This window comes from Roseicella frigidaeris (assembly GCF_003258945.1).
GTDB classification, from domain to species: Bacteria; Pseudomonadota; Alphaproteobacteria; order Acetobacterales; family Acetobacteraceae; genus Paracraurococcus; species Paracraurococcus frigidaeris.
This window is the reverse complement of the sequence record NZ_QLIX01000020.1, coordinates 30,292-55,137: the sequence shown is the minus strand read 5'-3', so window position 1 is coordinate 55,137 and position 24,846 is coordinate 30,292. Positions and strand designations below refer to the sequence as shown.

Sequence of the window (24,846 nt, the reverse complement as noted above, 5' to 3'; positions counted from 1 at the left end):
TCGGACGCCGGGCGCAAACCGCCGGTTTGCCTGGCTTCGCCGCACTTGCCGCGGGCTTCGGACCGGTCGGGCGACCGGTCCGCTGGCAGGACGGGCAAAGGCCTGGCGGGCCGGCGCGCCCGGTCACCGCCGCGCCTCGAAATCGATGCGCGGATCGACCAGCGTGTAGGTGAAGTCGCCGACGATCTGCATGATCAGGCCGAGCAGGGTGAAGATGTAGAGCGTGCCGAACATCAGCGTGTAGTCGCGGCGCATCGCCGCCTCGAAGGCGAGCAGGCCGAGCCCGTCGAGGGAGAAGATGATCTCGACCAGCAGCGCCCCGGTGAAGAGGATGCCGATCAGCGTCGCCGGGAAGCCGGCGATGATCAGCAGCATGGCGTTGCGGAAGACATGGCCGTAGAGCACGCGCGTCTCGCCCGCCCCCTTGGCCCGCGCCGTCACCGTGTACTGCTTGTGGATCTCGTCGAGGAAGGCGTTCTTGGTCAGCATGGTCAGCGTGGCGAAGCCGCCGATCACCAGCGAGAGGGTCGGCAGCACCATGTGCCAGGCATAGTCCGCCGCCCGCTCCCAGAAGGGCGCGCCCTCCATGCCGGGGGAGAGCAGGCCGCGCAGCGGGAACCATTGCAGGAAGCTGCCGCCGGCGAACATCACCACCAGCAGGATGGCGAAGAGGAAGCCGGGGATCGCGTAGCCGACCAGCACCACCGCCGAGGTCCAGAGATCGAAGCGCGAGCCGTCCCGCACCGCCTTGCGGATGCCGAGCGGGATGGAGACGAGATAGATGATCAGCGTCGACCAGAGGCCGAGGGAGATCGAGACCGGCATCTTCTCGAGGATCAGCGAGGCCACCGGCCGGTCGCGGAAGAGCGAGCGGCCGAGGTCGAAGCGGGCATAGCCCCAGAGCATGTCGAGCAGCCGGTCCTGCCAGGGCTTGTCGAAGCCGAAGGCGCGCTCGATCTCGGCGACCACGGCGGGGTCGAGGCCGCGGGCGCCGCGGTAGCGGCTGCTGCCTTCCCCCGCCGCCTCGCGCCGCTGCTGCGGCCGCAGCTCGCCCTGGCTCTCGCCGGAGAGGCGGCCAAGGGTGCTGCCGGCCTCGCCCTTCAGCTCGGCCAGCATCTGCTCCACCGGCCCGCCCGGGGCGAATTGCGTGACGGCGAAGTTGATCAGGATGATGCCGAGCAGGGTCGGCACCACCAGCGCCAGGCGGCGGAGGAGATAGGCGCCCATGGTTAGAGCGTGATCGCGTGCGGTGGAAACACCGGAACGCGTGCATCACGCGATCCGGCAGGGGCCAGGGCATCCAGGCTCATACCAACGGCATGAATGTTCCATTCATGCCGAGCGCCCGAATGGGCGCCGCGGCTTATGCCGCGTAGCCAAGGTTTGCGGAGCAAACCGCCCGGCGATTGAGGGGGCCGTTGATGGGGTACCATCAACGGCCGCGGGTATTCGTCTGCTGCGCGTCGCGCCTGCCCTGCTCCACCGCGCCGACCCGGGACGGCTCCACCCACCAGCTGTCGAGCGCCAGCGCGAAGCGCGGGTTGCGCGGCGGCCGGCCGAGCTTGTCCCAATAGGCCACCCGGAAGGTCCGGCTGTGCCATTGCGGGATCATGTAGTCGTTCCAGAGCAGCACGCGGTCGAGCGCCCGGGTGCGGGCGACCAGCTCGGCGCGGTCGGGCGCGGCGATGACCAGCTCCACCAGCTCGTCCACCACCGGGTTACAGATGCCGGCGACGTTCTGGCTGCCCTGCTCCTTCGCCTTGGCGCAGGTCCAGTAGTCGCGCTGCTCGTTCCCGGGCGAGAGGCTCTGGCCCTGGCCACCCACCGTCATGTCGAAGTCGAAGGCGTCGATCCGCACCTGGTACTGCGCCGGGTCCACCGTGCGCACCCGCGGCTCCATGCCGAGCCGCTGCAGGGTCTGGATGTAGGGCAGGGCGACGCGCTCGAAGCTCGGGCCGTTCAGCAGGATCTCGAAGGCGAAGCTCTCGCCCTTGCCGTTGACCAGCTTGCGGTCCTTCACCACCCAGCCGGCCTCGCGCAGCAGGTCGAGCGCACGGCGCAACCCCTCGCGGTTGTTGCCCGAGCCGTCGGTGACCGGCAGCGTGTATGCCTCGGTGAAGAGCCGGTCCGGCACCTGGCCGCGGTACTTCTCCAGGATCTCCAGCTCGCGGCCCTGCGGCACGCCGGAGGAGGCGAGCTCGGAGTTGGAGAAATAGGAGGTGGTGCGCGCGTAGCTGCCATAGAACAGGTTGGCGTTCATCCACTCGAAGTCGAAGACCTCGATCAGGGCGCGCCGCACCCTCGCATCCTGGAAGAGTGGCCGGCGCAGGTTCATGGCGAAGGCCTGCATGCCGGTCGGCAACTCGTGGCGGATCTCGACCAGCTTCACCAGCCCGCGCCGCACCGCCGGGAAGTCATAGGCGGTCGCCCATTCCTTGGCGGTGTTCTCGGTGCGGAAGTCGATCTGCCCGGCCTTGAAGGCCTCCAGCGCCACGGTGCTGTCGCGGAAATACTCGTAGCGCATGGTGTCGAAATTCGCCGTCCCCTTCATGGTCGGCAGGTCGCGCGCCCAGTAGTCCTCGACCCGGCGGTAGACCAGGCTGCGCCCGGCCTCGAACCGCTCCAGCCGGTAGGGGCCGGAGCCGAGCGGGATGTCGAGCATCGGCCGGGCGAAGTCGCGCCCCTCCCACCAGTGCTTCGGCAGCACCGGCATCTGGCCGAGGATCAGCGGCAGCTCGCGGTTCTCGCTGGTGGCGAAGCGGAAGGTGATGCGCCGGGCATCCTCCGCCGCCACGCTCGCCACGTCGCCCCAATAGGCGCGGTAGAAGGGCCGGCCCTTCTCGCGCAGCGTGTTGAAGCTCCAGACCGCATCCTCGGCGGTGATCGGCTTTCCGTCATGCCAGCGCGCCTCCGGCCGCAGCACGAAGGTGACGCCCTTGCCATCCGCCGGCATCTCGATGCTGCCGGCGAGATGCGCGTATTCCGTGCTCGCCTCGTCGCTGCTCTCCTTCAGCAGCGTGTCGTAGAGGTTGGCGAGGCCGACCGCGGCGGTGCCGCGCAGGATGTAGGGGTTGAAGCTGTCGAAGCTGCCGAGCGCGGTCAGCGCGATCTCGCCGCCCTTCGGCGCCGCCGGGTTCACCCAGGGCCAATGCGCGAAATCCGCCGGCAGGGCGGGATCGCCGAGCAGCGAGAGCGCATGCAGGCGGCGGCTGCCATCCGGGGCGCCCCCTGGGCTGGCGGGCGCGGCCGCGCGGGCCCGGCCGGCGAGCAGCGCGGGAAGGGCGAGGCCAAGGGACAGGCCGTTGGCCAGCAGGTCGCGGCGGTTCATGCCCGCAGGATGGGGACTCCGCTCCCCGCCGGCAACCGTCACGCGGCGCCGAGCAGGCGGACGGCCTCGGGCAGCAGGGCGGGATCGCCGACCGCCAGCACCCGGCCATCGGCCTCGAGCGTCAGCGGCTCGCCGCGCCAGCCGGTGACGCGCCCGCCCGCGCCCTCCACCACCGGCACCAGCGCCGCCCAGTCCCAGGGCTTCATGGTGCTCTCGCAGACCAGGTCCACCAGGCCGAGGGCGAGCAGCCCATAGGCGTAGCAGTCGCCGCCCCAGGTCAGCCGCCGCGCCGCGCCGCGCAGCCGCTCGAAGCCCGGCCGGTCCCCGGGCGTGAACATGTCCGGGCTGGTGCAGGACAGCTCGGCCTCGGCCAGCCGGGCGCAAGGCCGGCAGCGCGGGGTGCCGCCGAGGGGCGCGCGGAAGCGGGTGGGATGGCCGGCGAGGCCGATCCAGCGCTCGCCCGTCACCGGCTGGTCGATCAGCCCGAGCACCGGCCGGCCGCGATGCAGCAGGCCGATCAGCGTGCCGAAGAGCGGCCGGCCGGTGACGAAGGCGCGGGTGCCGTCGATCGGGTCCAGCACCCAGAGCCATTCCGCCTCGGCCCGCTCCCGGCCGTATTCCTCGCCCCAGAGGCCATGCGCCGGGAAGCGCTCGGCGAGCAGGGCGCGCATCGCCCGCTCGGCGCCGCGATCGGCCTCGGTCACCGGGCTGGCATCGCCCTTCGCCTCCACCAGCAGGGGCGAGCGGAAGAGCGGGCGGATGACCCCGCCGGCGAGATCGGCGGCGGCCTCGGCGGCGGCGAGCAGGGCGGGGTCGAGCCCGGCGGCCCCGATCCCGGTCATGCGCCGCGCCCCGGCCTGGCCTCGCCCTGGAACCCCTGCATGCCCGCCCCCTTGGTTTGCACCGCCTCGGGCGGTCGATTAGAAGCCGGGCACCCTTCTGTCCACGGCGGCCGCATGTCGAACCTCATCGCCTTCCAGGGCCTGCCCGGGGCCTATTCCGACCTGGCCTGCCGCGCCGCCTATCCCGGCTGGCACACGCTGCCCTGCGCCAGCTTCGAGGCGGCGATGGATGCGGTGCGCGGCGGCGAGGCGAAGCTCGCCATGCTGCCCTGCGAGAACTCGCTGGCCGGCCGGGTGCCCGACATCCACCGCCTGCTGCCCGAGAGCGGCCTCGCCGTGGTGGGCGAGCATTTCGAGCGGGTGGAGCACTGCCTGCTGGCGCCGAAGGGGGCGACGCTCGGCTCGCTGAAACGCGCCCACAGCCACCCGGTCGCGCTCGGCCAGGTGCGCACCATCCTGCGCGAGCTGCGGCTGGAGCCGGTGATCGAGGCGGACACCGCCGGCGCGGCGCAGATCATCGCCGAGCGCGGCGGCACCGAGGACGCCGCCATCGCCTCGGCGCTGGCGGCCGAGACCTATGGGCTCGAGATCCTGCGGCACAATGTCGAGGATGCGGCGCACAACACCACCCGCTTCTATGTCTGCGCCCGCGACCCGGCCTGGCCGCCGGCGGATGCGACGGATTGCGTCACCACCTTCGTCTTCCGGGTGCGCAACATCCCCGCCGCGCTCTACAAGGCGCTGGGCGGCTTCGCCACCAACGGGGTGAACATGACCAAGCTGGAGAGCTACATGCTCGACGGCGAGTTCACCGCGACGCAGTTCCTCGCCGATGTGGACGGGCATCCGCACCAGCCGCCGGTGCAGCGGGCGTTGGAGGAGCTGGCCTATTTCTCGCGCGAGCTGAAGGTGCTCGGCGCCTACCGGGCGCATCCGCACCGGCTGGCGCATCAGGGGCGGTAGGGCTTTCCCCACGACGTCGCTGCGCGCCGCCGCGGGGGACCTGGCGATGGCCGGGTGGGTCCCGGCTGGGGGCGGTCAGGCCTCGACCGCGTGCGCCTTCAGGTCATCCAGGCTGCAGACCTCGAGCGCCGCGATATGCGTCGCCTCCAGCAGCACGCGCGGCGCCTGGCCGGCGGCCCGCGCCTCCTCCCAGCGCGCGGCGCAGAGGCACCAGCGATCGCCGGGCCGGAGCCCGGCGAAGCCGAGATCCGGCCGCGGCGTCGAGAGGTCGTTGCCCTGCGCCTGGGAGAAGGCGAGGAAGCCCGCCGTCATCTCGGCGCAGACCACGTGCAGGCCGAGATCCTCGGGCCCGGTGTTGCAGCAGCCGTCGCGGAAGAAGCCGGTGACCGGCGCCACCGAGCAGGGCAGCAGCGGCCCGCCCAGCACATTGCTGGCCGGGGGCTGATCCCCCGGTCCGCGCCGCCCCGGGCCAAGCCCACCATCCGGCATCTCAACGCTTCCCCATCATGATGGCAGACCGGTCGCCCGACCGGCCCGAGGCCCCGACCGGGGCCCGCAGGTCGCGCCGCGACGCCGATCGAAGCGGCGGTCCGCGCCCGGCCTCCGAGGAGAGCCTGGCCGTGGCAGCGGCCAGGCCCGGCGCATCAGGCCGCCGTGCGGATGGCGGCGGCCTTGACCTCGTCGTCCACCGCGCCGGCGAAGCTCTCGAAATTCGCCTCGAACAGCCCGACCAGCTTCTTCGCCGTCGCGTCATAGGCGGCCTTGTCGGCCCAGGAGGCGCGCGGGTTCAGCACCTCGGCCGGGATGCCCGGGACCGATTTCGGCATCATCAGGCCGAAGAAGGGGTCCTTCACGAACTCCACCTTGGCCAGGCTGCCATCCAGCGCCGCCCGCAGCAGGGCGCGGGTGTGCTGGATGCTCATCCGCTTGCCGGTGCCATAGGCGCCGCCGGTCCAGCCGGTGTTGACCAGCCAGCAATCGGCGCCGTCGCGGGCGATCCGCTCGGCCAGCATCTTGCCGTAGACCTCGGGGTGGCGCGGCAGAAAGGGGGCGCCGAAGCAGGTGGAGAAGGTGGCCTGCGGCTCCTTGCCCAGCCCCTTCTCGGTGCCGGCGACGCGCGCCGTGTAGCCCGAGAGGAAGTGGTACATGGCCTGCGCCGGGCTCAGCTTGCTGATCGGCGGCAGCACGCCGAAGGCATCCGCCGTCAGCATCACCACGTTCTTCGGCAGCTTGCCCTGGCCGCCCGGCACCGTGTTCGGGATGAAGTCGAGCGGGTAGCAGGAGCGGGTGTTCTCGGTCAGCCGGTTGTCGTCGAGGTCGAGGGTGCCGAACTCGTCCGCCACCACGTTCTCGAGCACCGCGCCGAAGCGGTGCGAGGCGGCCCAGATCTGCGGCTCGGCCTCCTGGCTCAGCTTGATGACCTTGGCGTAGCAGCCGCCCTCGAAGTTGAAGACGCCGGCATCGCTCCAGCCATGCTCGTCGTCGCCGATCAGGCTGCGCTCCGGGTCGCTGCTCAGCGTGGTCTTGCCGGTGCCCGACAGGCCGAAGAACAGCGCCGTGTCGCCCGCCTTGCCCTGGTTGGCGCTGCAATGCATCGGCAGCACGCCCTGCGCCGGCAGCAGCCAGTTCATGACGGTGAAGATGCTCTTCTTGATCTCGCCGGCATAGGAGGTGCCGGCGATCAGGATGGTCTTCGCCGCGAAGGAGAGGGCGATGCAGGTGCCGGTCCGGCAGCCATCCGCGGCCGGGTCGGCCTCGTATTCCGGGGCGTGCAGGATGGTGTAGTCCGGCGTGAAGCCGGCGAGCTCGGCCCGCGGCGGCCGGATGAACATGTTGCGGGCGAAGAGGGCGTGCCAGGCATTGGTGGTGACGAGGCGCACCTTGATGCGATGCGCCGGGTCGGCGCCGGCATAGAGGTCCTGGGTGAAGAGCACCGGGCGGGCGCCGAGCCAGGCGCGCACCTTGGCGGCCAGGCCGCGGAACTTCTCCGGCGCCATCGGCTGGTTGATCTTGCCCCACCAGACCGCGTCGTGCACCTCGGGGTCGTCGACCACGAACTTGTCCTGCACCGAGCGGCCGGTATGCACGCCGGTCACCGCCATGAAGGCGCCATCGGCCGAGAGCCGGCCCTCGCCGCGGCGAAGGGCGTGGTCGTACAGGCCGGGGGCCGTCAGGTTGGCGTGGACGTCGGACCGGGTGGTGACGCCGGTGCCGGCGAGGGCGGTCTCAGCCAAGCTCATGCAAACTCCTCTGGGCGAGCCCCTTCGGCCAAGGCAGCAAAGGCGCGTCAGGGCAGGCCCGCGTTATCCGACTGGTCGGAGGCTAAATTGCGGCGGTTGTTAAGGGTTGTAATACAACCGCAGATACCGATGTGCAACGAGGGCCTGCACGTCATGCTGCGCGCGCCGCCCGTATGGCGCGAATCAATTCGCCGCGGACGCCGGCCGCGTCGGCCACCGGCGCGCTGAAGTTAAGCCGCAGCACCCGCTCCTCCCGGGCCAGATCGGCCCCGTCGGGATCGACGGCCACCAGGCGCCATGGCCCGGGCCCGCCGCCCGGCAGCCGGGCCGCGATCTCCGCCATGGCGTCGGCATGGTCGGCATTCACATGCCCGATGATCTCGGCCTCCGCCGCGGCCAGGGCGGCGACGGCGGCGGCCTCCGGCAGCAGCTCCGCCTGCCGCAGCCGCACCGCCCGGGCGAAGCCGCCGACGAGCTGCGCCGCCCCGGGGGCGACCCGCCACAGGGCGAAGTCGCCGAAATCGGCGTAGAGCGCCGCATAGGGATGCCGCGCCAGGAAGCGCGCCTTCAGCGCCGGCGCCTCGGCCGCCGGCACCGGCGCCGCCAGGCCGGTCAGCGTCACCCTTGGTGCGGTCTGCGGGTTCGCCTCCGGCGCCGGGCCCTGGAAGAGCAGGGCGCAGCGCGGCTCCGCCTGGAGCTGCCGGGTATGCTCCGAGAGGGAGGAGAGCAGCAGCAGCACGCCGAGATCCGGCGCGACGGCCGGGGTGACGAGGCTGGCGAAGGGCTGGCCGGCGGCCTGGGTCGCCAGGGTGGCGGAGAGGGCGCCGCGGATCAGCCGCCGCGCCTCGAATGCCGGGGTCTCGCTCACCATCTCGCTCCCGTCAGGGTTGTGCCACAATCCCGCACCATATCGGGTGCATGGACTGCCCCATAAGGATCGGGCCCGGACCCGCCGGAGACAATGCATGCCTGCCACGATCGCCCTGGTGGACGACGACCGCAACATCCTAACCTCCGTCTCCATGACCCTGGAGCAGGAGGGGTTCCAGGTCCGGACCTACACCGATGGCGAGAGCGCCCTGCAGGGCCTGCTCGCCCGCCCCGCCGACCTCGCCGTGCTCGACATCAAGATGCCGCGCATGGACGGGATGGAGCTGTTGCAGCGGCTGCGCCAGCGCAGCGCCATGCCGGTGGTTTTCCTCACCTCGAAGGACGAGGAGGTGGACGAGCTGATGGGGCTCCGGCTCGGCGCCGACGACTACATCACCAAGCCCTTCAGCCAGCGCCTGCTGCTCGAGCGCATCCGCGCCCTGCTGCGCCGCAACGAGGCGAGCCGGGCGGAGGGCAGCGGCGCCCCGCCCTCCGGCGTCATCACCCGGGGCGAGCTGGTGCTGGACGAGACCAAGCACACCTGCACCTGGAAGGGCCACGACATCCAGCTCACGGTCACGGAGTTCCTGCTGGTCAAGGCCCTCGCCCTGCGGCCCGGCATGGTGAAGAACCGCGACCAGCTCATCGACGCCGCCTATGGCGAGAACATCTATGTCGATGACCGCACCATCGATTCCCATGTGAAGCGGGTGCGTAAAAAATTCCGTCAGGTCGACAACGACTTCGCACAAATTGAGACCCTCTACGGCATCGGCTACCGCTACAAGGAGAGCTGAGGGCCGGGCGTCGGCGCGGCTCCGCTCGGCGAACAACAGCGACAACGACAGCTTGAGGGGAGGGCGCCGGCCGGGCCGCGAGGTCCGGCGAGGCGGCCTCATGTCTTGTGGTGGACTTGCCGCGGCCGCCCCCATCGGGGCCGCCGGCGGTGCGATGGGGATCCTTGGCACGCATGTGGGTGGCCCTGCATTACCTGACGGACTTCGCCGATCTCGGCCTGATGCTGCCGCTGACCGGGCTGATCGCCCTCGCCCTCGCCGCCTTCGGCCGCTGGCGGGAGGCGCTGGCCTGGTCGCTGGCGATCGGCGGCACCTTCGCCGCCATGGGCGGCCTCAAGGTGGCGATGCAGCTCTGGGGCGGCCTCGCCGCCGCGACCAATCTCAACAGCCCGAGCGGCCATACGGCGGCGGGCATGGTGGTCTATGGCGGGCTGCTGCTGCTGATCCTCGGCGGCAAGGTGCCGCGGCTGCGCCTGGCGCTGCTGGCCGGCCTCGTCTTCGGCGGCTTCTTCGGCCTCACCCGGCTCTGGCTCGAGGTGCACACGGTCGAGGACGTGCTGGTCGGCGCCCTGGTCGGCCTCGCCGGCGTGCTCAGCCTGGCCTGGCTCACCGGCCTCGGCCGGCCGGCGGCGCCCGCCCGGACCCGGGCCGCCATCGCCGCCGTGGCGCTGCTCGGCACCCTGGTCTTCCATGGCCACCGGATCGGCGCGGAGAACGAGTTGCAGGCGATCGCCGCCGAGATCCGCGCCGGCCTGCGCTCCTGAGGGCCGGATTGGGCATGATGGTCGAGCAACCGGGAGGGACGGGGAGCGGACCGCCGCTGGCGGCGGCGCGGCATGCCCGTGATTTGCTGGAGGCTCATGGGTGACGCCTGACCCGACCCAACTCGCCCTCTACTGCGCCGCGGCCCTCCTGCTCGCGGTCACGCCCGGTCCGGGCATCTTCTACGTCGCGGCGCGCACGCTTGCGGGCGGCCGGGCGGAGGGCGTGGCCTCCAGCCTGGGCACCGGCCTGGGCGGCATGCTGCATGTTCTCGCCGGCAGCCTGGGCGTTTCGGCAATCGTGCTGGCCAGCGCCGAGGTGTTCACGGCATTGAAGCTGTTGGGCGCCGCCTACCTGGTTTGGCTGGGCGTCCGCACCTTGTTGTCCGCGCGCCGGACTGCCGTGACGGCCCTCGATGGTGGCGTCGCGGCGCCGCCGGCCGGGCCGCGCCGGGCCTTCCGCGAGGGCGTGCTGGTCGAGGCGCTGAACCCGAAGACGGCCGCCTTCTTTCTCGCCTTCATTCCTCAGTTCGTTGAGCCGGCCATGGAGGGCGTCGCGGCGCAGTTCATCGTGCTCGGCTCCGTCTCCGTCTTGCTCAACACCCTGGCCGATATCGCCGTCGCCGTCGCGGCGAACCGCCTGCGCAAGGGCGCGGCCGCACGCCCGGCCCTGATCCGTCGCCTGCGGGAGGCGTCCGGGGGCGCGATGGTCGCCCTGGGCCTGGGCCTTGCCCTGGCGAAGCGCCCGGCCGGTTGACCGCCAGGCGCCTCGCGAGGCGTCAACCCGCCCTGCGTATCGTGGCCCTGGCCGATACTGGGCTGCCATTCCGCAGCGGGCCCGGGGCCCCGATGCCGACCTGACCGCCCGGCCGGCATCATCCGGCGCGTTCAAATCCGGTGGCAATCCGCTATAGCCTCGCGGGCCCATCAGGAACGCCCATGCCCGACGTCGGCCTGCCGTCCGACCCCGCCGCCCAAACCGGCGCCGCGCCGCCGCCGCGCCGCCGCTGGGTCTCGCCGCTGCTGCGGCGCATCCTGCTGCTGAACATCCTGCCGCCGGCGCTGCTGGCGGCGGCCATGCTCTATCTCGACCAGTACCAGAACGGGCTGCTGGCCGCCGAGGTGGAGGCGATGCGGACCCAGGCGCGGATCTATGCCGGCGGCATCGCCGAGGCGGCGACCCGCATGCAGGACGACCGCGCGGTGCTGGTCCCCGAGATCGCCCGGCCGCTGCTCCGCCGCCTGGTCGATCCCTCGCCCAACACCCAGGCGCGGCTCTTCGACAATACCGGCCTCGTCGTCGCCGACAGCCGGGTGCGGGAAGGGGCGGGGGGCGCGGTGGTGACCGAGCCGCTGGCGCCGCCCGAGCCGCGCGGCGCCTTCTCGCTCACCGTCGCCGGGCTGTACGACCGGCTGCTCTCGCTGCTGCCGCGCGGCAGCCGGCCGGATGTCGAGGTGGACGTCAACCCGGACGCCCCCTCCTTCGACTGGCAGCCCAATCTCGGCCCCGACCGGCGGGAGGAGCTGCGCCTCGCGCTCGAGGGCGGCGTCACCCCCTATATCCGCCGCACCGCCGATGGCCGGCTGCTGGTCTCGGTGGCCGAGCCGGCGCGGCGCGGCAACCAGCCGGTCGGCATCGTCCTGCTGACCCGCGAGGCGCGGGAGGTGGACCAGCGGCTGTTCGAGATCCGCGCCAGCGTGCTCGGCATCTTCGGCGTGGCGCTGGTGGTCACCGTCGCGCTCTCCTTCTACCTGGCCCAGACGCTGGCCAGCCCGATCATGCAGCTCGCCGGCAGCGCCGCCGCCATGCGCCAGGGCGAGGGCCGCGCCGGCAGCGTGCCGCCCGGGCTGCTGCGGCGGGAGGACGAGATCGGCATCCTGGCGCGCGACCTGCAATCCGCCGCCCGCGCCCTCTGGGCCCGCATCGACACCAACGAGCGCTTCGCCGCCGATGTGGCGCATGAGCTGCGCAACCCGCTGACCAGCGTGCGCAGCGCCATCGAGACGCTGCGGCGGATCGAGAATCCGGAGCAGCAGCGGCGGCTGCTGGCGATCATCGCCGAGGACGCGGTGCGCATGGACCGGCTGATCGCCGACATCTCCGACAGCTCGCGCGTCGATGCCGAGCTGTCGCGCACCGTCGCCGTGCCGGTCGATGTGGCGCCGATCCTCGCGACCCTCGCCGAGTTGCACCTCGCCACCCGCAAGCCGGAGGACCCGGAGGTGCTGCTGGAGGCGCCGGCCGAGGGGCTGACCGTGCGCGGCGTCGAGGGGCGGCTGGTGCAGGTCTTCCGCAACCTGCTCGGCAACGCCCTCTCCTTCAGCCCGGCGCAGGGCCGCGTCTGCGTCCGGGCCCGCCCGGCCGGGGCGATGGTGGAGGTGGTGGTGGAGGATGAGGGGCCGGGCATCCCGGAGGCGAAGCTCGAGCACATCTTTGAACGCTTCTATTCGGAACGCCCGAGCGGCGAGCGCTTCGGCCAGCATTCCGGCCTCGGCCTCTCGATCTGCCGGCAGATCGTCGAGGGGCTGCGCGGCACCATCGCCGCCGAGAACCGCCGCGACGCGGCCGGCAAGGTGGTCGGGGCGCGGTTCATCGTGCGGCTGCCGGTGGCCTGACGCCCCCGGGCGCGGCGGCAGGCGGAAGCGCCGCCGGCGGCGGCACGCGGCGCTGGGCGCGGCGCCGTCCCGTGGCCTATATGCAACAGGATCGTACGGGAACCGGGACCCGGCGCTGCCGGCAGCGGCGCCGCCGAGAGGCAGGACGGGTGGCGCATGGGGCAGATCGTGATAGCCGAGTTCATGGACGAGGCGGCGGTGGAGAGCCTGCGGGCGGCGCATCCGACGCTCTACGACCCGCGCCTGGTGGACCGGCCGGCCGAGCTGCGGGCGGCGCTCGCCGGGGCGCAGGCGCTGATCGTGCGCAACCGCACCCGCGTCGACGCCGCGTTGCTCGAGGCGGCGCCGGGGCTGCGGGTGCTCGGGCGGCTCGGGGTCGGGCTCTACAACATCGACCTCGCGGCCTGCCAGGCGCGGCGGATCGACGTCATCCCCGCGACGGGCGCCAATGCCGATGCGGTGGCCGAATACGTCATGCTGGCGATCGGCAACCTGCTGCGCGGCACCTTCCATGCCAGCGCCGAGGTCGCGACCGGCGCCTGGCCGCGCGAGCGGCTGATCGCCGGCCGGGAGATCGCCGGCAAGACGCTCGGCATCATCGGCTTCGGCGATATCGGCCGGCGCGTGGCGAAGCTCGCCGACGCCTTCCGCATGCGCATCCTCGGCCATGACCCGCTGCTGCCGGCGACCCATGCCGGCTGGGCCGAGACGCGGACCGAGATGGTGTCGCTCGAGGACCTCCTCGCCCGCGCCGATGCGGTGACGCTGCACGTGCCGCTGGCCGCGGAGACGCGCGGCCTGCTCGGCGCGCCGCAACTCGCCCTGATGAAGCCGGATGCGGTGCTGGTGAACGCCGCGCGCGGCGGCGTGGTGGAGGAGGCGGCCCTCGCCGCGGCGCTGCGCGAGGGCCGGCTTGGCGGCGCCGCGCTCGATGTCTTCGAGACCGAGCCGCTGCCGGCCGGCTCGATCCTCGCCGGCCTGCCGAACCTGCTGCTGACGCCGCATGTCGCCGGCGCCACGGTCGAGAGCAACACCCGCGTCTCCTCGCTGATCGCGGCGCGGGTGCGGGTGGCGCTGGCGATGTGCTGAGGCGCCGCCGTCGCGGCGCCGCATTGACCGCGCGGTGGCGGTCCGATAGCCCGGCGGGCGGAACGGCAGGGCAGGGGGAGGACCGGCGGATGCAGGCAGCGGCGATGCAACGGCGCGCCGTGCTGGCGGCCGGGGCCCTCCTCGCCGGCCCCTTGCCCGGCCGGGCGGCCGGCACCCTGCCCGGCGAGCGCCCGCTTCGCCTGCTGCTCGGCTTTCCCGCGGGCAGCGGCCCGGATGTCCTGGCCCGGCTGGTCGCCGAGGGGCTGAAGCCGGCCGCCCCGGCGGGGGTGGTGGTCGACAACCGGCCCGGCGCGGCGGGGCTGATCGCGGCGCAGGAGGCGGCGCAGGCGGCGCCGGCCGATGGCAGCCTGCTGCTGCTCGGCGAGGTCGGGCAACTCGCCATGGCGCCCAGCACCTATGCCAGGCTGCCCTACGATCCGGCGCGGGACTTCGCCGCCGTCGCGGCGCTGGCCGCGGCCGATTTCGCCTTCGTCGTGCTGGGCGCCCTGCCGGTGCGCGACCTCGAGGCCTGGCTCCGCTGGGCGGCCGAGCAGCGGCAGCTCTCCCTCGGCACCTTCGGGGCCGGCACGCCGGGGCATTTCGGCGCCGCCATGCTCGCCGCCGCGGCCGGGCTGGCGGCCGAGCCGGTGCATTTCCGGGCGACCGGCGATGCCATGGGGGCGGTACTGAACAACACGGTGCAGGGGATGTTCGCGACCGTCGCGGTGGTGGCGCCGCATGTGCAGGCGGGCCGGCTGACGGCGCTGGCGGTGACCGGGCCGGAGCGGGCGCCGCTGCTGCCGGCGGTGCCGACCATGGCGGAGCTCGGCCGGCCGGCGCTCGGCTTCAGCGCCTGGTTCGGGCTGGTGGCGCCGGCCGCGGTGCCCGGGCCGGTGCTGGCGGCAACCGAGGCGGCGGTGCTGCGGGCGATGGCCGAGCCCGGCCTGGGGGCGCGGCTGCGGGAGGCGGGGTTCCGGCCGATGCCGCTGGGGCGGGCGGAGTTCGCGGCGATGATGCAGGCCGAGCGGGCGCGCTGGGCGGAGGTGGTGCGGGCGACGGGGTTCCGGGCGATCGAGTGAGGGGGGTGGAGCGGCCCGAAGGGCCGGAGGCGGGCCGCGTCGGTAGGTGCCCCAACAGCCGCGACTCTGCGAAGACCCAGGCAAACTGGAGGCTCGCGCCCAGCGCCTGGGACTCCGCTTCAGTGGACGCTGAACAGTCGTTGGCAACCCGTATCCGACATTCCGCCCACCCGCTTCTCTGCCGATGGTTTCAGCCTTCGCTTGGATCTTGCTCATGACGCTTACCTGGCATGTCAGGCAGAGTGACGCCCCTACTGAAAGACACAGAGAGCAAGGACATGACGGGGCACGCGGAGAGCGGCAGCGGAGAAGGACAGGAAGGTCTCTGGCGGGCCGTGGTCTGGGGTGGGGCGGCAACGCTGCTCCTGGCACCGTTGGTCGCGATGCGCTTCACCGACGAGGTTCAGTGGACCAAGTCAGATTTCGTCGTATTCGGGGTCATGGTGACAGTGCCGCTTGCGGTCCTGGAACTGGCAGTGCGAGCCACCGTGAGCATGCCCTATCGAGCCGCGGTGGCGGTGGCGCTCGGCGCGGCCTTCCTGATGACTTGGTTGAATCTCGCGGTCGGCATCATCGGGAACGAGAATAATCCTTTCAACCTGATGTTCTTTGGTGTGCTGGCTGTTGGGATCGTCGGCGCCTTCATCGCGCGCTTCCAGCCCCGTGGAATGGCGCGCGCCCTGGTCGCCATGGGAGCCGCTCAGGGTTTGGCCGCCATAACCGCCTTGGTTGCCGGACACTCCGCGGTCCTCCTGAACGGGATCTTCGCCGCAGCGTGGCTCATCTCGGCCTGGCTATTCTGGAAGGCAGCAGGGGATCAGGCGGTTGTCCAAAACACAGGGTAGCAGCGGCCGATATCGGCTCTTCGCCCATCCCAGCGCCACGCACCTAACCCCCCTCACACCGCAAAAAACCTGATCCTCACACACTCCGGCTCCCGCTCCCCAAACCCGAGAAACAGGCTCCGATGCAGCCAGGCATGCGCCGGCGCCTCGGTCTCGAAGACCGGGGCAGTGCGGAAATAGATCCGCTCCGGCGGCACCCGCTCGCCGCGCAGCAGCCGCGCCTGGTCCTCCGGCGCCGCATGGCGGAGGCCGCGATTGACCACATAGACCAGCGCCCCATCCGCCAGGCGCAGGCTGTAGCGGGCCACGATCTCGGTGACGCCATCGGGGCGAATAAGCTGGAAATCCGCCCCGCCCGGCAGCACCTCGCCGGCCAGCCGCGGCCCGCTGACCCGGCCGCCGAGGATCGGCACGATCCGCCGCTCGCCCAGCGGCCCGGCGCCGATCCGCTGCACCGGCGCCACCGCCACCTCGGCCTCGCCGACGAACTCCATGCCCGGCGCCTCGGCCATGCCCGGCCTCCCTGTCCTGTCGGGCGCCAGCATGCGGCCCCGGCGCGGGCCGGGGCAACCGCGCCCGCCCTCCACCGCCTCACCCTCCACCGCCTACCCTCCACCGGGGCGCCGCGGCATGCGACACTGCGGCCATGTCCGACGCGCCCTTCCTGCCGCGCCCGCCCGAGCCCAACCGCATCTGCGGCGCGGCCCCGGTGCGCGCCCTCTTCCTGCGCCGGCCCCAGGCGGTGCTGCGCCTCTTCTACACCGAGGAGCGGCGGCGCCTGGCCGGGCCGCTCTGCCAGCACCTGGCGCGGACCCGCCGGCCCTATCGGGAGGTGCCGCCGGCCGAGCTCGCCCGCATCGCCGGCACGCAGCACCATGGCGGCATCTGCGCCGTCGCCGCGGCCCGATTCGCCGCGCCGCTGCCGGGCCCCACCCTGCCGGCCGGCCTGCCGCCGGCGCCGCTGCTGCCGGTGCTGGACGGCATCGGTAACCCGCACAATCTCGGCGCCATCGCCCGTTCCGCCGCCTTCTTCGGCGCCCGCGCCCTGCTGCTCTCGGGCGATCCGCGCCAGGCCGATCTCTCGGACGCCGCCTTCCGCACCGCCGAAGGGGGGCTCGAACACCTGGAGGTGCTGCGGGCGCGCGACCTGCCGGCCCTGCTGCGCGGCCTCGGCGGGCGCGTCCTCACCCTCGCCGCGGTCGCCGCCGGCGGCGCCCCGCCCGAGGCGATCCCCCGCGACCGGCCCATCGCGCTCGTGCTGGGCAACGAGGAGCAGGGCCTGCCGCCAGCGACCCTCGAGGCCTGCGAGGCGCGGCTGACCCTGCCCGGCAGCGGGCTGGTCGAGAGCCTGAACGTTGCCGCGGCCGCCGCGGTGCTGTTCCATGCCCTCGGGGCGGTTCCCCGCAGGGCAGCATGAGCGCAGGCGCCGGGGCCGCGGCCAGGATCGAAACCGGGACGGAGGGCGGTGGCCGCCGGCTCGCCTTCCATGGCGCGCTGGATGCCGCCGGCGCCGCCCGCCTGTGGTCCGAGGCGCTGCGGGCGGCGCGCGGCGCGCGGCCCCTCGTGCTCGACCTCGCCGGCGTCACGGCGCTCGACACCGCCGGCGCGGTGCTGCTGCTGCGGCTGGAGCGGGAGGCGGGCGGCCAGGCGGAATGGCGCGGCCTGACGCAGGAGCCGCTGCAGGCGCTGGTGGAGCGGACCCGCGCCGCGCTCGACCGGCCGCAGCCGCGCCTGGCGCCGCCGCTGCCCTTCCTCGGCCGCGTCGGCGAGGCGGCCTGGCAATGGGGCCAGGGCCTGCTGCGCCAGGTCACGTTCCTCGGCGAGGCCCTGGTCGGCGCCGGGGGCGCCCTCCCACGTCCCTGGCGGCTGCGCCTGTCCGAGCTGCTGCGGCATCTGGACGAGGCCGGGCTGCGCGCCTTCGGCCTGACCATCCTGCTCGGCTTCCTGATCGGCCTAATCCTCGCCTTCCAGTCCAGCATCCCCATGCGCCAGTTCGGGGCGGAGATCTTCATCCCGAGCCTGGTCGGCATCTCGCTGCTGCGCGAGCTCGGGCCGCTGATGGCGGGCGTCATCCTCGCCGGGCGCACCGGCTCGGCCTATGCCGCCGAGCTCGGGACGATGACGGTGAACGAGGAGATCGACGCGCTGCGCATCATGGGCATCGACCCGATCGTCTGGCTGGTGCTGCCGCGGCTGCTCGCGGCCATGCTGGTCATGCCGGTCCTCGCCCTGGTGATGAACCTCTCCGGCCTGCTCGGCATGGGGGCGGTGATGTCCACGCTCGGCTTCCCGCCGGTCGCGGTGATCAACCAGCTGCAGAACTGGCTGCGGCTGAAGGACCTGATCGGCGGGCTGTCCAAGGCCGCGGTCTTCGGCCTCGCCATCGGCCTGGTCGGCTGCCGCGCCGGGCTCGGCGCCGGCCGCGGCCCGCGCGCCGTCGGCGACGCCGCGACCGCCGCGGTGGTCGGCGGCATCATCGCCATCGTCCTCCTCGACGGCATCTTCGCCGTGCTCTTCTTCCGGCTGGGCTGGTAGCCATGGCGGAGGACAGCGCGGCCGAGACGGTGATCCGCGTGCGCGACCTGGCCGCCCGCTTCGATGGGCGAACGATCTTCGAGCATGTGAGCTTCGAGGTGCGGCGCGGCGAGGTCTTCGTCATCCTCGGCGGCTCGGGCTGCGGCAAGTCGACGCTGCTCAAGCACATGATCGGCCTCTACCCGCCGGCCGAGGGCGGCATCGAGGTGCTGGGCGAGCGGATCGACCGGCTGCAGGGGGCGGCGCGCACGGCGCTGCTGCGGCGGATCGGCGTCATGTGGCAATCGGGCGCGCTCTTCGGCTCCTCCACCCTGGCCGAGAACATCGAGGTGCCGCTCGAGGAGCATACCAGCCTGCCGGCCGAGGCGCGGGCCCTGGTCGCCCGCGTCAAGCTCGGCCTGGTCGGGCTCTCGGATGCCGCCGGGCGGCTGCCGGCCGAGATCTCGGGCGGCATGGCCAAGCGCGCCGGCATCGCCCGGGCCATGGCGCTCGACCCGCCGATCCTCTTCCTCGACGAGCCCTCGGCCGGCCTCGACCCGATCACCTCGGCGGGGCTGGACGCGCTGATCCGGCAGATCGCGCGCGAACTCGGCACCACCTTCGTCGTCGTGACGCATGAGCTGCAGTCGATCCTCGCCATCGGCGACCGCTGCATCATGCTGGACAAGGAGGCCAAGGGCATGATTGCCGAGGGCGACCCCCGGCGCCTGCGCGAGGAGAGCGACAACCCGGTGGTCCGGGCCTTCTTCCGGCGCGAGGTGCTGGAATGATCGGGGCAGGCGGCGGCCGGCGCCGCGGCGAAGGGAGCTGACGATGGCGCAGTCCAACAGCCTGTACCTGCGCGTCGGCGCCCTGGTGCTCGCCGGGCTCGCGCTCGGCATCGGCTTCATCCTCTTCCTCACCGCCGACCGGATCGGCTCCAACAACCAGCAATTCGAGACCTATATCCGCGAATCGGTGCAGGGCCTCGAGATCGGCGCGGCGGTGCGCTACCGCGGCGTCAGCATCGGCCGGGTCTCGGAGATCGGCCTGGTCTCGGCCGAGTACCGCCGGCCGGCGAACGATCCCTTCGGGGCCGCGTTCCAACTCGTCTATGTCCGCTTCGCCATCGACAACAACCGCATCGGCGAGACGCCGAACGTGCAGGAAGCGATCCGCCTCGGCCTCCGGGTCCGCATGGCGGCGCAGGGCATCACCGGCGTGAGCTACCTCGAGCTCGACTTCGTCGATCCGCAGCGCTTCCCGCCGCGCGCCGTGCCCTGGGAGCCGCGCTACCCCTACATCCCGGCGATCCCCTCCACCGTCGCGCAGGTGCAGAACGCCGCCGAGCAGCTGCTGCAGAAGCTGCAGGACGTGAACCTGCCGGCGCTGCTCGAGAACGTGGTCGGCCTCGCCGCCGATCTGCGGCACCAGGTCCAGGACGGCGACGTCGCGACGACGATGCGCGAGGCCTCCGCCCTGCTGCGCGACCTGAACACCGCGGTGAACCAGGCCGACGTGCCGGCGATCGCCGGCGAGCTGCGCAGCACCGCGGCGGAGGCGCGCCGGCTGCTGGCGGGCCGCGAGGTCAACCAGGCGCTCGCCAACCTCGCCGCCGCCACCGCCGAGTTGCGCACCGCCTCGCAGCGCCTGCCCGGCAGCGTGACCAACCTGGACGCCACCATGCGCACCGCCCGCAGCGTCACCGCCGACATCCAGGCGGAGCTGGCGCCGATCCTGCGCGACCTGCGCTCCGCCGTCGCCAACCTGCGCGACACCACCGAGCAGCTGCGCCGCAACCCCTCGCAGGCGATCTTCGGCGCGCCGCCCCCGGCCCCTTCCGGATCCCGCCGATGATACCGAGCGCATGCAAGACCGACCCGCGGCCCGCAGGGCCGAGCGCCCGAACCGGCATCCCGGCGCATGCCGCGACGCCGGGCCGCGCGCCGGCGTGGCGCCCGGCATGAGGCGCCGCGGCCTCCTGCTCCTCGCCGCCGCGCTGCCGGGCTGCAGCGTGCTGCCGAACCGGCCCTACCGTGAGGTGGAGCGCTTCGTCCTCGCCCCGGAGCGCCCGCCCGGGCCGCCGCCGCCCCGCTCCGGGCAGGTGCTGCTGCTGCGCACCATGCGGGCGGCGCCGGGGCTCGAGCAGCGGGGCCTGCGCATCCTCGGCGCCCGCGGCGAGGTGACGCTGCAATTCTGGTCGGAATGGACCGCGCCGCCGGTCGACCTGACGGAGGAGGCGCTGCGCCGCTGGCTGCTGGCGAGTGGCCGCTTCCGCGCCGTCACCGCGCCCGGCTCGCGCCTGCGCGCCGACCTCATCCTCGAAGCGGAGCTGACCCGGTTGCAGGCGGAACCCGCCGAGGGCGTGGCCCGCGCCGGCCTCTCCGGCCTGCTGCTCGACAATGGCAGCGCCGAGAACCGCGTGCTCGGCCAGTTCCCGGTCGAGGGCACGGCGCCGCTGCCGGGCGGCGCGCAGCCGGAGGACAGGCTGGCGCCGGCGGATGCCGCCGCGGCGATGAGCGCCGCGCTCGGCATGGCGCTCGGCCGGCTGGAACGCGCCCTCGGCGGGGCGATCGGGGCCGGGGCGGGCGGCGGCCGGGTGGCCGGCCGGCGGTAGCGCGCCCCTCGACCCGGGCACTGCCCTGGCAGCCGCAGGCCGGCCTTCAGTGCACCGCGTTCGGCTGGAAGGGGCTGTCGAGGCTGAAGCCCGGGATCTCCACGTCGAAGGCCTCGCCGCTCTCCACGGCCACCATGTGGTAGGTGCCGCGCATGAAGCCCGAGGGCGTCGCCAGCGGCGTGCCCGAGGTGTATTCGAAGCTCTCGCCGGGATCGAGCACCGGCCGCTCCCCCACCACCCCGTCGCCATGCACCCGCTGGGTGCGGCCCTGCGCATCGGTGATGAGCCAGGTGCGCTTGAGCAGCTGCACCGTCCGGCGGCCCTCATTGGCGATGCTCACGCGATAGGCCCAGGCATAGTGGCTGCGCGCCGGCTCGGACTGGTCGGCGAGGTAGTAGGTGCGGACGGTCACGCGCACATCCCCGGTCACGGCCGTCCAGACGGGGCTGCGGGCATCGGCCATGGCGTCAGGCCCGGCGCAGCGTGGCGGTGGCGAGGCCGGCGCCGATCAGCAGGCCGCCGCCGAGCCGGTTGAGGCCGCGCCGCAGCGCCGGCCGCCGCACCGCGCCGGAGAGCCGGGTGGCGAGCAGCGCATAGGCCAGCGCGTTCAGCGCCGCGAGACTGACGAAGGTGGCGGCGAGGAGCGCCGCCTGCGGCAGGAAGGGCCGCGCCGGGTCGAGGAATTGCGGCATGAAGGCGATGAAGAAGGCGATGCTCTTCGGGTTCAGCGCCGTCACCAGATAGGCGTCGCGCAGCATCCGGCCGGCGCCCTGCGGCGGCGCGGCGCCGGCCTCGGCCGGGGCCCGCCAGAGCCGCAGGCCGAGCCAGACCAGATAGGCCGCGCCGGCCCATTTCAACACGGTGAAGAGCAGCGAGGAGGCGGCGAGCAGCGCGCCGAGCCCGGCGAGGGAGAGGGTGATCGCCGTCAGGTCGCCGAGCGCCACGCCGAGGATGAGCGGCAGGGCCCGCCGCCGCCCCGCGCCGAGCGACTGGCCGATCACCAGCAGGATGGTCGGCCCCGGGATCAGCAGCAGCGCGATGGCGGCCGCCGCGAAGGCGGCCCAGGTCTCGAGGCTCATGGACGCATCCCCACCTGTCGTGGCGGCCGGCAGGCCCGGCGCGGCCCCCTTGCCGGGCGCCGGGCGGAGAGTGCCACGGCCCGGCGGCCGCCGCCACCGGCCTGGCGCGCTACCGGGCCTGGCCGGCCGCGGCCAGCGCCTCGTCCAGGTCCTCGATCAGGTCGGCGACATCCTCGAGCCCGACCGAGAGGCGGATGGTGCCGTCGGTGATGCCGAGCCGCGCCCGCTCCTCGGCGCCGATGCGCATATGCGTCGTCGTCGCCGGATGGGTGACCATCGACTTGCTGTCGCCGAGATTGTTCGAGATGTCGATCAGCCGCAGCGCGTTGCAGAAGCGGAAGGCCGCCGCCTTGGCGCCCTCCGCCCGGGCGTCGCCCGGGCCGGGCTTCAGCTCGAAGGTGACGAGCGTGCCGCCGCCCGCCATCTGCCGCCGCGCCAGCGCCTGCTGCGGATGGTCGGCGCGGAAGGGATAGAGGACGCGCGCCACCTCCTTCCGCCCGGCCAGCGCATCGGCGATGGCGGCGGCGCCGCGGCACATCGCCTCGACGCGGAGCGAGAGCGTCTCCAGCCCCTTCAGCACCACCCAGGCATTGAAGGGCGAGATCGCCGGGCCGGTGTTGCGGGTGAAGGGCTGCAGCACCTCCTCCACCCATGTCTTGCTGCCGAGCACGGCGCCGCCGAGCACGCGGCCCTGGCCGTCCATGTGCTTGGTGCAGGAATAGACGACGACATCGGCGCCGAGCGCCAGCGGCTTCTGCAGCAGCGGCGTGGCGAAGACGTTGTCCACGACGACGATCGCCCCCGCCCGGTGCGCCAGCGCCGCGACGGCCGGCAGGTCCACCATCTCCAGCATCGGGTTGGAGGGCGTCTCCAGCAGCACCAGCGCGGTGGGCTTCGAGAGCGCGCGGTCCCACTGCGCCAGGTCGGCGCCGTCGACGAACTCGCTCTCGATGCCGTAGCGCGGCAGCAGGGTGGAGACGATCCAGTGGCAGGAGCCGAACAGCGCGCGCGAGGCGACGACGCGGTCGCCGGCCTTGAGGTGCGAGAGCATCGCCGCATGCACCGCCGCCATGCCGGTCGCGGTGAGGCGACAGGCCTCGGCCCCCTCCAGCGCGGCGAGGCGCTGCTCGAGCATCGCAACCGTCGGGTTGCCGAAGCGGGAATACTGGAAATGCGTGGCGGTGCCGTTGAAGGTCGCCTCGGCCTGCTCGGCGCTGTCGTAGACGAAGCCGGAGGTGAGGAAGAGCGCCTCGGAGGTCTCGTCCTGGTCGCTGCGCATGGTGCCGCCGCGGACCAGCAGCGTGGCGGGACGGAGCGGGCGGGGCGGCAGGGATCTGGACATGCGGGGGACACCTTGGCGACGCGGCGGTGTCCGGCCCGATGAACGGGGCGGGGGCAGGGAAGCGATGCCCCCGACGGCCGTTTAGCGCGCTTGTTTTACCTCGCCGCAAGCTGGCCGGACAAATCGCGAGGGATGGCCATGGCCATCGGGGGCGAGGGATAGGCGTCGCTGCCGGGGTGGTCAAGCGGCGGAAACAGCGCCGGCGGGGCGATCCAGTCGAGTCGCGGATCGGCCGCCAGTCGTGGCAGCGCCGCTTCCAGGAAGGCCCAGCAGGCGGCGTCATGCGCCAGGTGATGGGTGAGCAGGCCGAGCGGCCGGTCCCACTCCCCGGCCCGGCGCCGCTGCCGCAGCGCCCGGCGCATCCGGCCGAGGCAGGCGCCGGCGCCGCGGAAGCGCGGCTGCGGCCGCCAGCGCAGCGGGTCGAGCTCGGCCGGCGCGCCGCCCGGCCCGGCCGCGCCGCCGGCGGAGAGGGCGAGGCCGAGCCCGGCGAGCGCCTGCCGCAGCGCGGGATGCGCCGCGTTCCAGGGCGGCACGTAGACGGGCAGCAGGCGCGGCATGCCGGCCAGGCGCGGCCGGGCGCCGGCGATGGCGGCGGCGATGGCGGCCGCCGGCTGCCAGGACGGGTGCTCGGCATCCGGCTCGCCCGGGCGGCGATGGTTGGCGTGGCAGACGCCGTGCTGGGCGACGAAGGCCTGCGGATGCGCGGCGAGGCAGGCGGCGAGCCCGGCCAGCTCCGCGGCCGGGGCGCGGCCGGGGATGACGGCGAGCAACAGCGGCAGGCGCAGCCGCCCGGCCAGGGCCAGCAGGCGGTGCAGCGCCGGGCCGGCCGCCTCGGCATCGTCGTCGCGCCACCACAGGCGCGGCCGCCGCCCGGCCCGCGCCCAGCGGGCCAGCTCACGCTCCAGCCGCCACCAGCCGATCACGCCGCGGCGCGGCCCTGTCCGGCGCGGCGGGCGGCGGGGCGGGGTGCGGCGGGCACGGGCAGCCGGGCGGCGGCGCGGAGCGGCGCGGCGAGGGCGGAGGCGTCCGCCGCCCCCGGCGCGGGCCGGGGATCCGCCGGCTCGGCCGCCTCGATCCGCGCCCGCAATTCGGAGAGCAGCGGGTAGAGCGCAGCCATGAGGGCGATCAGCACGCCCCATTCGCCTTCCCGGTAGCCGCGCCGGGTGACGTAGCATTTCCAGAAGCGCCGCAGCCCGCGGAAGGCATGCGAGGCCAGGCCGTGGCGGGCGCCGCCGCCCCGTTGCAGGTCGGCGGCGCGCAGCAGGGTGTAGCGGTCGAGCCGCCGGATCACCGCCGAGATGTCGCGATCGACGAAATGCTCGATCCGGCCCTGCAGTCGGCCGCCGGAGCGGCCTTGGAGGCGGGCGCCGGGATGCACCCGCTCCTCGCCCCAGCTCTTGGCGCCCGGGCGGTAGAGCCGGGCGACGGCCGAGGTGCCGAAGGAGCCGCCCCAGCCATGCCGGACCCGCCGGCCGCCGATGAAATTATCGACCGGGACGAGATACCAGTCGGCCCGGGCAGGCGCGGCGGCGATGGCGCGGATCTCCGCCGCCAGGGCGGGGGTGACCCGCTCGTCGGCATCGATCTCGAGGACCCAGTCCCCGCTGCAGGCGGCCAGGGCGGCGGCGCGGCGCGGGCCTTCCAGTGGGAATTCGCCCTCGATCACCCGGTCCGCCAGGCGCTCCGCGATGGCGGCCGAGCCATCCGTGCTGCGGTCGAGCAGCACGACGATCTCATCGGCGAAGCGGAGGTTGCGCAGACAGTCCGCCAGCTCCGCCTCCTCGTTCCGGGCGCAGACGAAGGCCGAGAGACGGGGACGGCGCTGCGGGGCCGGGGCGGCCGGCGGCGGGATACGCATGCGGAG

General features: G+C 73.5%; 24 protein-coding genes and 1 riboswitch. Of the genes, 13 read left to right on the top strand and 11 right to left on the bottom strand.

Annotated features, from left to right (window positions below):
• Window positions 1-123 precede the first annotated feature (123 nt).
• The 3 genes from DOO78_RS20305 to DOO78_RS20295 all read right to left on the bottom strand — a co-directional run bounded on the left by DOO78_RS20305 (window position 124) and on the right by DOO78_RS20295 (window position 4,170).
• Window positions 124-1,227, bottom strand: coding sequence for a microcin C ABC transporter permease YejB (locus DOO78_RS20305; protein WP_111471702.1), 1,104 nt, complete (start codon window positions 1,225-1,227; stop codon window positions 124-126).
• A 205-nt stretch (window positions 1,228-1,432) separates the two neighbouring features.
• Window positions 1,433-3,328: an extracellular solute-binding protein gene (locus DOO78_RS20300; RefSeq protein ID WP_111471701.1), complete on the bottom strand. Its 1,896-nt coding sequence runs from the start codon at window positions 3,326-3,328 to the stop codon at window positions 1,433-1,435.
• A 38-nt stretch (window positions 3,329-3,366) separates the two neighbouring features.
• Entirely contained in the window at window positions 3,367-4,170 is an 804-nt protein-coding gene (locus DOO78_RS20295; RefSeq protein WP_111471700.1) for an inositol monophosphatase family protein, read from the bottom strand.
• Between the two features lie 114 nt (window positions 4,171-4,284).
• Between DOO78_RS20295 and DOO78_RS20290 the strand changes: the two genes are divergently transcribed.
• On the top strand, window positions 4,285-5,133 hold the full coding sequence (locus tag DOO78_RS20290; protein WP_111471699.1) for a prephenate dehydratase: 849 nt from the start codon (window positions 4,285-4,287) through the stop codon (window positions 5,131-5,133).
• 75 nt (window positions 5,134-5,208) lie between these two features.
• On the opposite strand, the gene DOO78_RS20285 is transcribed toward DOO78_RS20290, so the two are convergent.
• The 3 genes from DOO78_RS20285 to DOO78_RS20275 all read right to left on the bottom strand — a co-directional run bounded on the left by DOO78_RS20285 (window position 5,209) and on the right by DOO78_RS20275 (window position 8,241).
• Window positions 5,209-5,559, bottom strand: a complete 351-nt coding sequence (locus tag DOO78_RS20285; RefSeq protein WP_243634668.1) for a DUF2237 family protein — start codon at window positions 5,557-5,559, stop codon at window positions 5,209-5,211.
• A 218-nt stretch (window positions 5,560-5,777) separates the two neighbouring features.
• On the bottom strand, window positions 5,778-7,373 hold the full coding sequence (locus tag DOO78_RS20280) for a phosphoenolpyruvate carboxykinase (RefSeq protein ID WP_111471697.1): 1,596 nt from the start codon (window positions 7,371-7,373) through the stop codon (window positions 5,778-5,780).
• 151 nt (window positions 7,374-7,524) lie between these two features.
• Window positions 7,525-8,241, bottom strand: coding sequence for a HugZ family pyridoxamine 5'-phosphate oxidase (locus tag DOO78_RS20275; protein WP_243634665.1), 717 nt, complete (start codon window positions 8,239-8,241; stop codon window positions 7,525-7,527).
• A gap of 97 nt (window positions 8,242-8,338) precedes the next feature.
• On the opposite strand from DOO78_RS20275, the gene DOO78_RS20270 reads away from it, so the two are divergent.
• The 7 genes from DOO78_RS20270 (at window position 8,339) to DOO78_RS20240 (ending at window position 15,430) form a co-directional block, all read left to right on the top strand.
• Window positions 8,339-9,040, top strand: coding sequence for a response regulator transcription factor (locus DOO78_RS20270; protein ID WP_111471695.1), 702 nt, complete (start codon window positions 8,339-8,341; stop codon window positions 9,038-9,040).
• Window positions 9,041-9,213: 173 nt separating this feature from the next.
• Window positions 9,214-9,804, top strand: coding sequence for a phosphatase PAP2 family protein (locus DOO78_RS20265; protein WP_111471694.1), 591 nt, complete (start codon window positions 9,214-9,216; stop codon window positions 9,802-9,804).
• A gap of 100 nt (window positions 9,805-9,904) precedes the next feature.
• Window positions 9,905-10,558, top strand: coding sequence for a LysE family translocator (locus DOO78_RS20260; RefSeq protein ID WP_111471693.1), 654 nt, complete (start codon window positions 9,905-9,907; stop codon window positions 10,556-10,558).
• 182 nt (window positions 10,559-10,740) lie between these two features.
• Complete coding sequence (locus DOO78_RS20255) at window positions 10,741-12,417, top strand: sensor histidine kinase (RefSeq protein ID WP_111471692.1); 1,677 nt, start codon at window positions 10,741-10,743, stop codon at window positions 12,415-12,417.
• A gap of 156 nt (window positions 12,418-12,573) precedes the next feature.
• Window positions 12,574-13,506 carry a hydroxyacid dehydrogenase gene (locus DOO78_RS20250; RefSeq protein WP_111471691.1) on the top strand — a complete coding sequence of 311 codons (933 nt, stop codon included), beginning with the start codon at window positions 12,574-12,576 and terminating at the stop codon, window positions 13,504-13,506.
• Between the two features lie 104 nt (window positions 13,507-13,610).
• The gene (locus DOO78_RS20245; RefSeq protein ID WP_207802986.1) at window positions 13,611-14,585 is read left to right on the top strand and encodes a Bug family tripartite tricarboxylate transporter substrate binding protein; all 975 of its coding nucleotides are present in this window, start codon (window positions 13,611-13,613) and stop codon (window positions 14,583-14,585) included.
• A gap of 242 nt (window positions 14,586-14,827) precedes the next feature.
• Window positions 14,828-15,430 (top strand): hypothetical protein, encoded by a 603-nt coding sequence (locus tag DOO78_RS20240; protein ID WP_207802985.1) that lies wholly within the window; start codon window positions 14,828-14,830, stop codon window positions 15,428-15,430.
• Between the two features lie 53 nt (window positions 15,431-15,483).
• On the opposite strand, the gene DOO78_RS20235 is transcribed toward DOO78_RS20240, so the two are convergent.
• A complete protein-coding gene (locus tag DOO78_RS20235; RefSeq protein WP_243634661.1) occupies window positions 15,484-15,942 on the bottom strand; it encodes a DUF3237 domain-containing protein in 459 nt (152 codons plus the stop codon).
• A gap of 134 nt (window positions 15,943-16,076) precedes the next feature.
• Here DOO78_RS20235 and DOO78_RS20230 point away from each other — a divergent pair, with 134 nt between their 5' ends.
• From DOO78_RS20230 to DOO78_RS20210, 5 genes are all read left to right on the top strand, one after another.
• The gene (locus DOO78_RS20230) at window positions 16,077-16,847 is read left to right on the top strand and encodes a TrmH family RNA methyltransferase (protein ID WP_243634659.1); all 771 of its coding nucleotides are present in this window, start codon (window positions 16,077-16,079) and stop codon (window positions 16,845-16,847) included.
• The gene (locus DOO78_RS20225; RefSeq protein ID WP_111471688.1) at window positions 16,844-17,965 is read left to right on the top strand and encodes an ABC transporter permease; all 1,122 of its coding nucleotides are present in this window, start codon (window positions 16,844-16,846) and stop codon (window positions 17,963-17,965) included. The genes DOO78_RS20230 and DOO78_RS20225 overlap by 4 nt, the downstream gene beginning before the upstream one ends.
• A gap of 2 nt (window positions 17,966-17,967) precedes the next feature.
• A complete protein-coding gene (locus tag DOO78_RS20220; protein ID WP_111471687.1) occupies window positions 17,968-18,735 on the top strand; it encodes an ABC transporter ATP-binding protein in 768 nt (255 codons plus the stop codon).
• A 43-nt stretch (window positions 18,736-18,778) separates the two neighbouring features.
• A complete protein-coding gene (locus DOO78_RS20215; protein ID WP_111471686.1) occupies window positions 18,779-19,801 on the top strand; it encodes an MlaD family protein in 1,023 nt (340 codons plus the stop codon).
• 106 nt (window positions 19,802-19,907) lie between these two features.
• Window positions 19,908-20,561: an ABC-type transport auxiliary lipoprotein family protein gene (locus DOO78_RS20210; protein WP_165838999.1), complete on the top strand. Its 654-nt coding sequence runs from the start codon at window positions 19,908-19,910 to the stop codon at window positions 20,559-20,561.
• A gap of 46 nt (window positions 20,562-20,607) precedes the next feature.
• Here DOO78_RS20210 and apaG read toward each other — a convergent pair whose 3' ends face one another.
• From apaG to DOO78_RS20190, 4 genes are all read right to left on the bottom strand, one after another.
• Entirely contained in the window at window positions 20,608-20,973 is a 366-nt protein-coding gene (apaG, locus tag DOO78_RS20205; RefSeq protein ID WP_341538246.1) for a Co2+/Mg2+ efflux protein ApaG, read from the bottom strand.
• Between the two features lie 55 nt (window positions 20,974-21,028).
• Window positions 21,029-21,640 carry a LysE family translocator gene (locus DOO78_RS20200; protein WP_111471683.1) on the bottom strand — a complete coding sequence of 204 codons (612 nt, stop codon included), beginning with the start codon at window positions 21,638-21,640 and terminating at the stop codon, window positions 21,029-21,031.
• A gap of 109 nt (window positions 21,641-21,749) precedes the next feature.
• Window positions 21,750-22,982, bottom strand: coding sequence for an O-succinylhomoserine sulfhydrylase (metZ, locus tag DOO78_RS20195; RefSeq protein ID WP_111471682.1), 1,233 nt, complete (start codon window positions 22,980-22,982; stop codon window positions 21,750-21,752).
• A gap of 61 nt (window positions 22,983-23,043) precedes the next feature.
• A riboswitch (SAM riboswitch) is annotated at window positions 23,044-23,122 on the bottom strand.
• A 779-nt stretch (window positions 23,123-23,901) separates the two neighbouring features.
• Window positions 23,902-24,840, bottom strand: coding sequence for a glycosyltransferase family 2 protein (locus tag DOO78_RS20190; protein WP_111471681.1), 939 nt, complete (start codon window positions 24,838-24,840; stop codon window positions 23,902-23,904).
• Window positions 24,841-24,846: the final 6 nt, after the last annotated feature.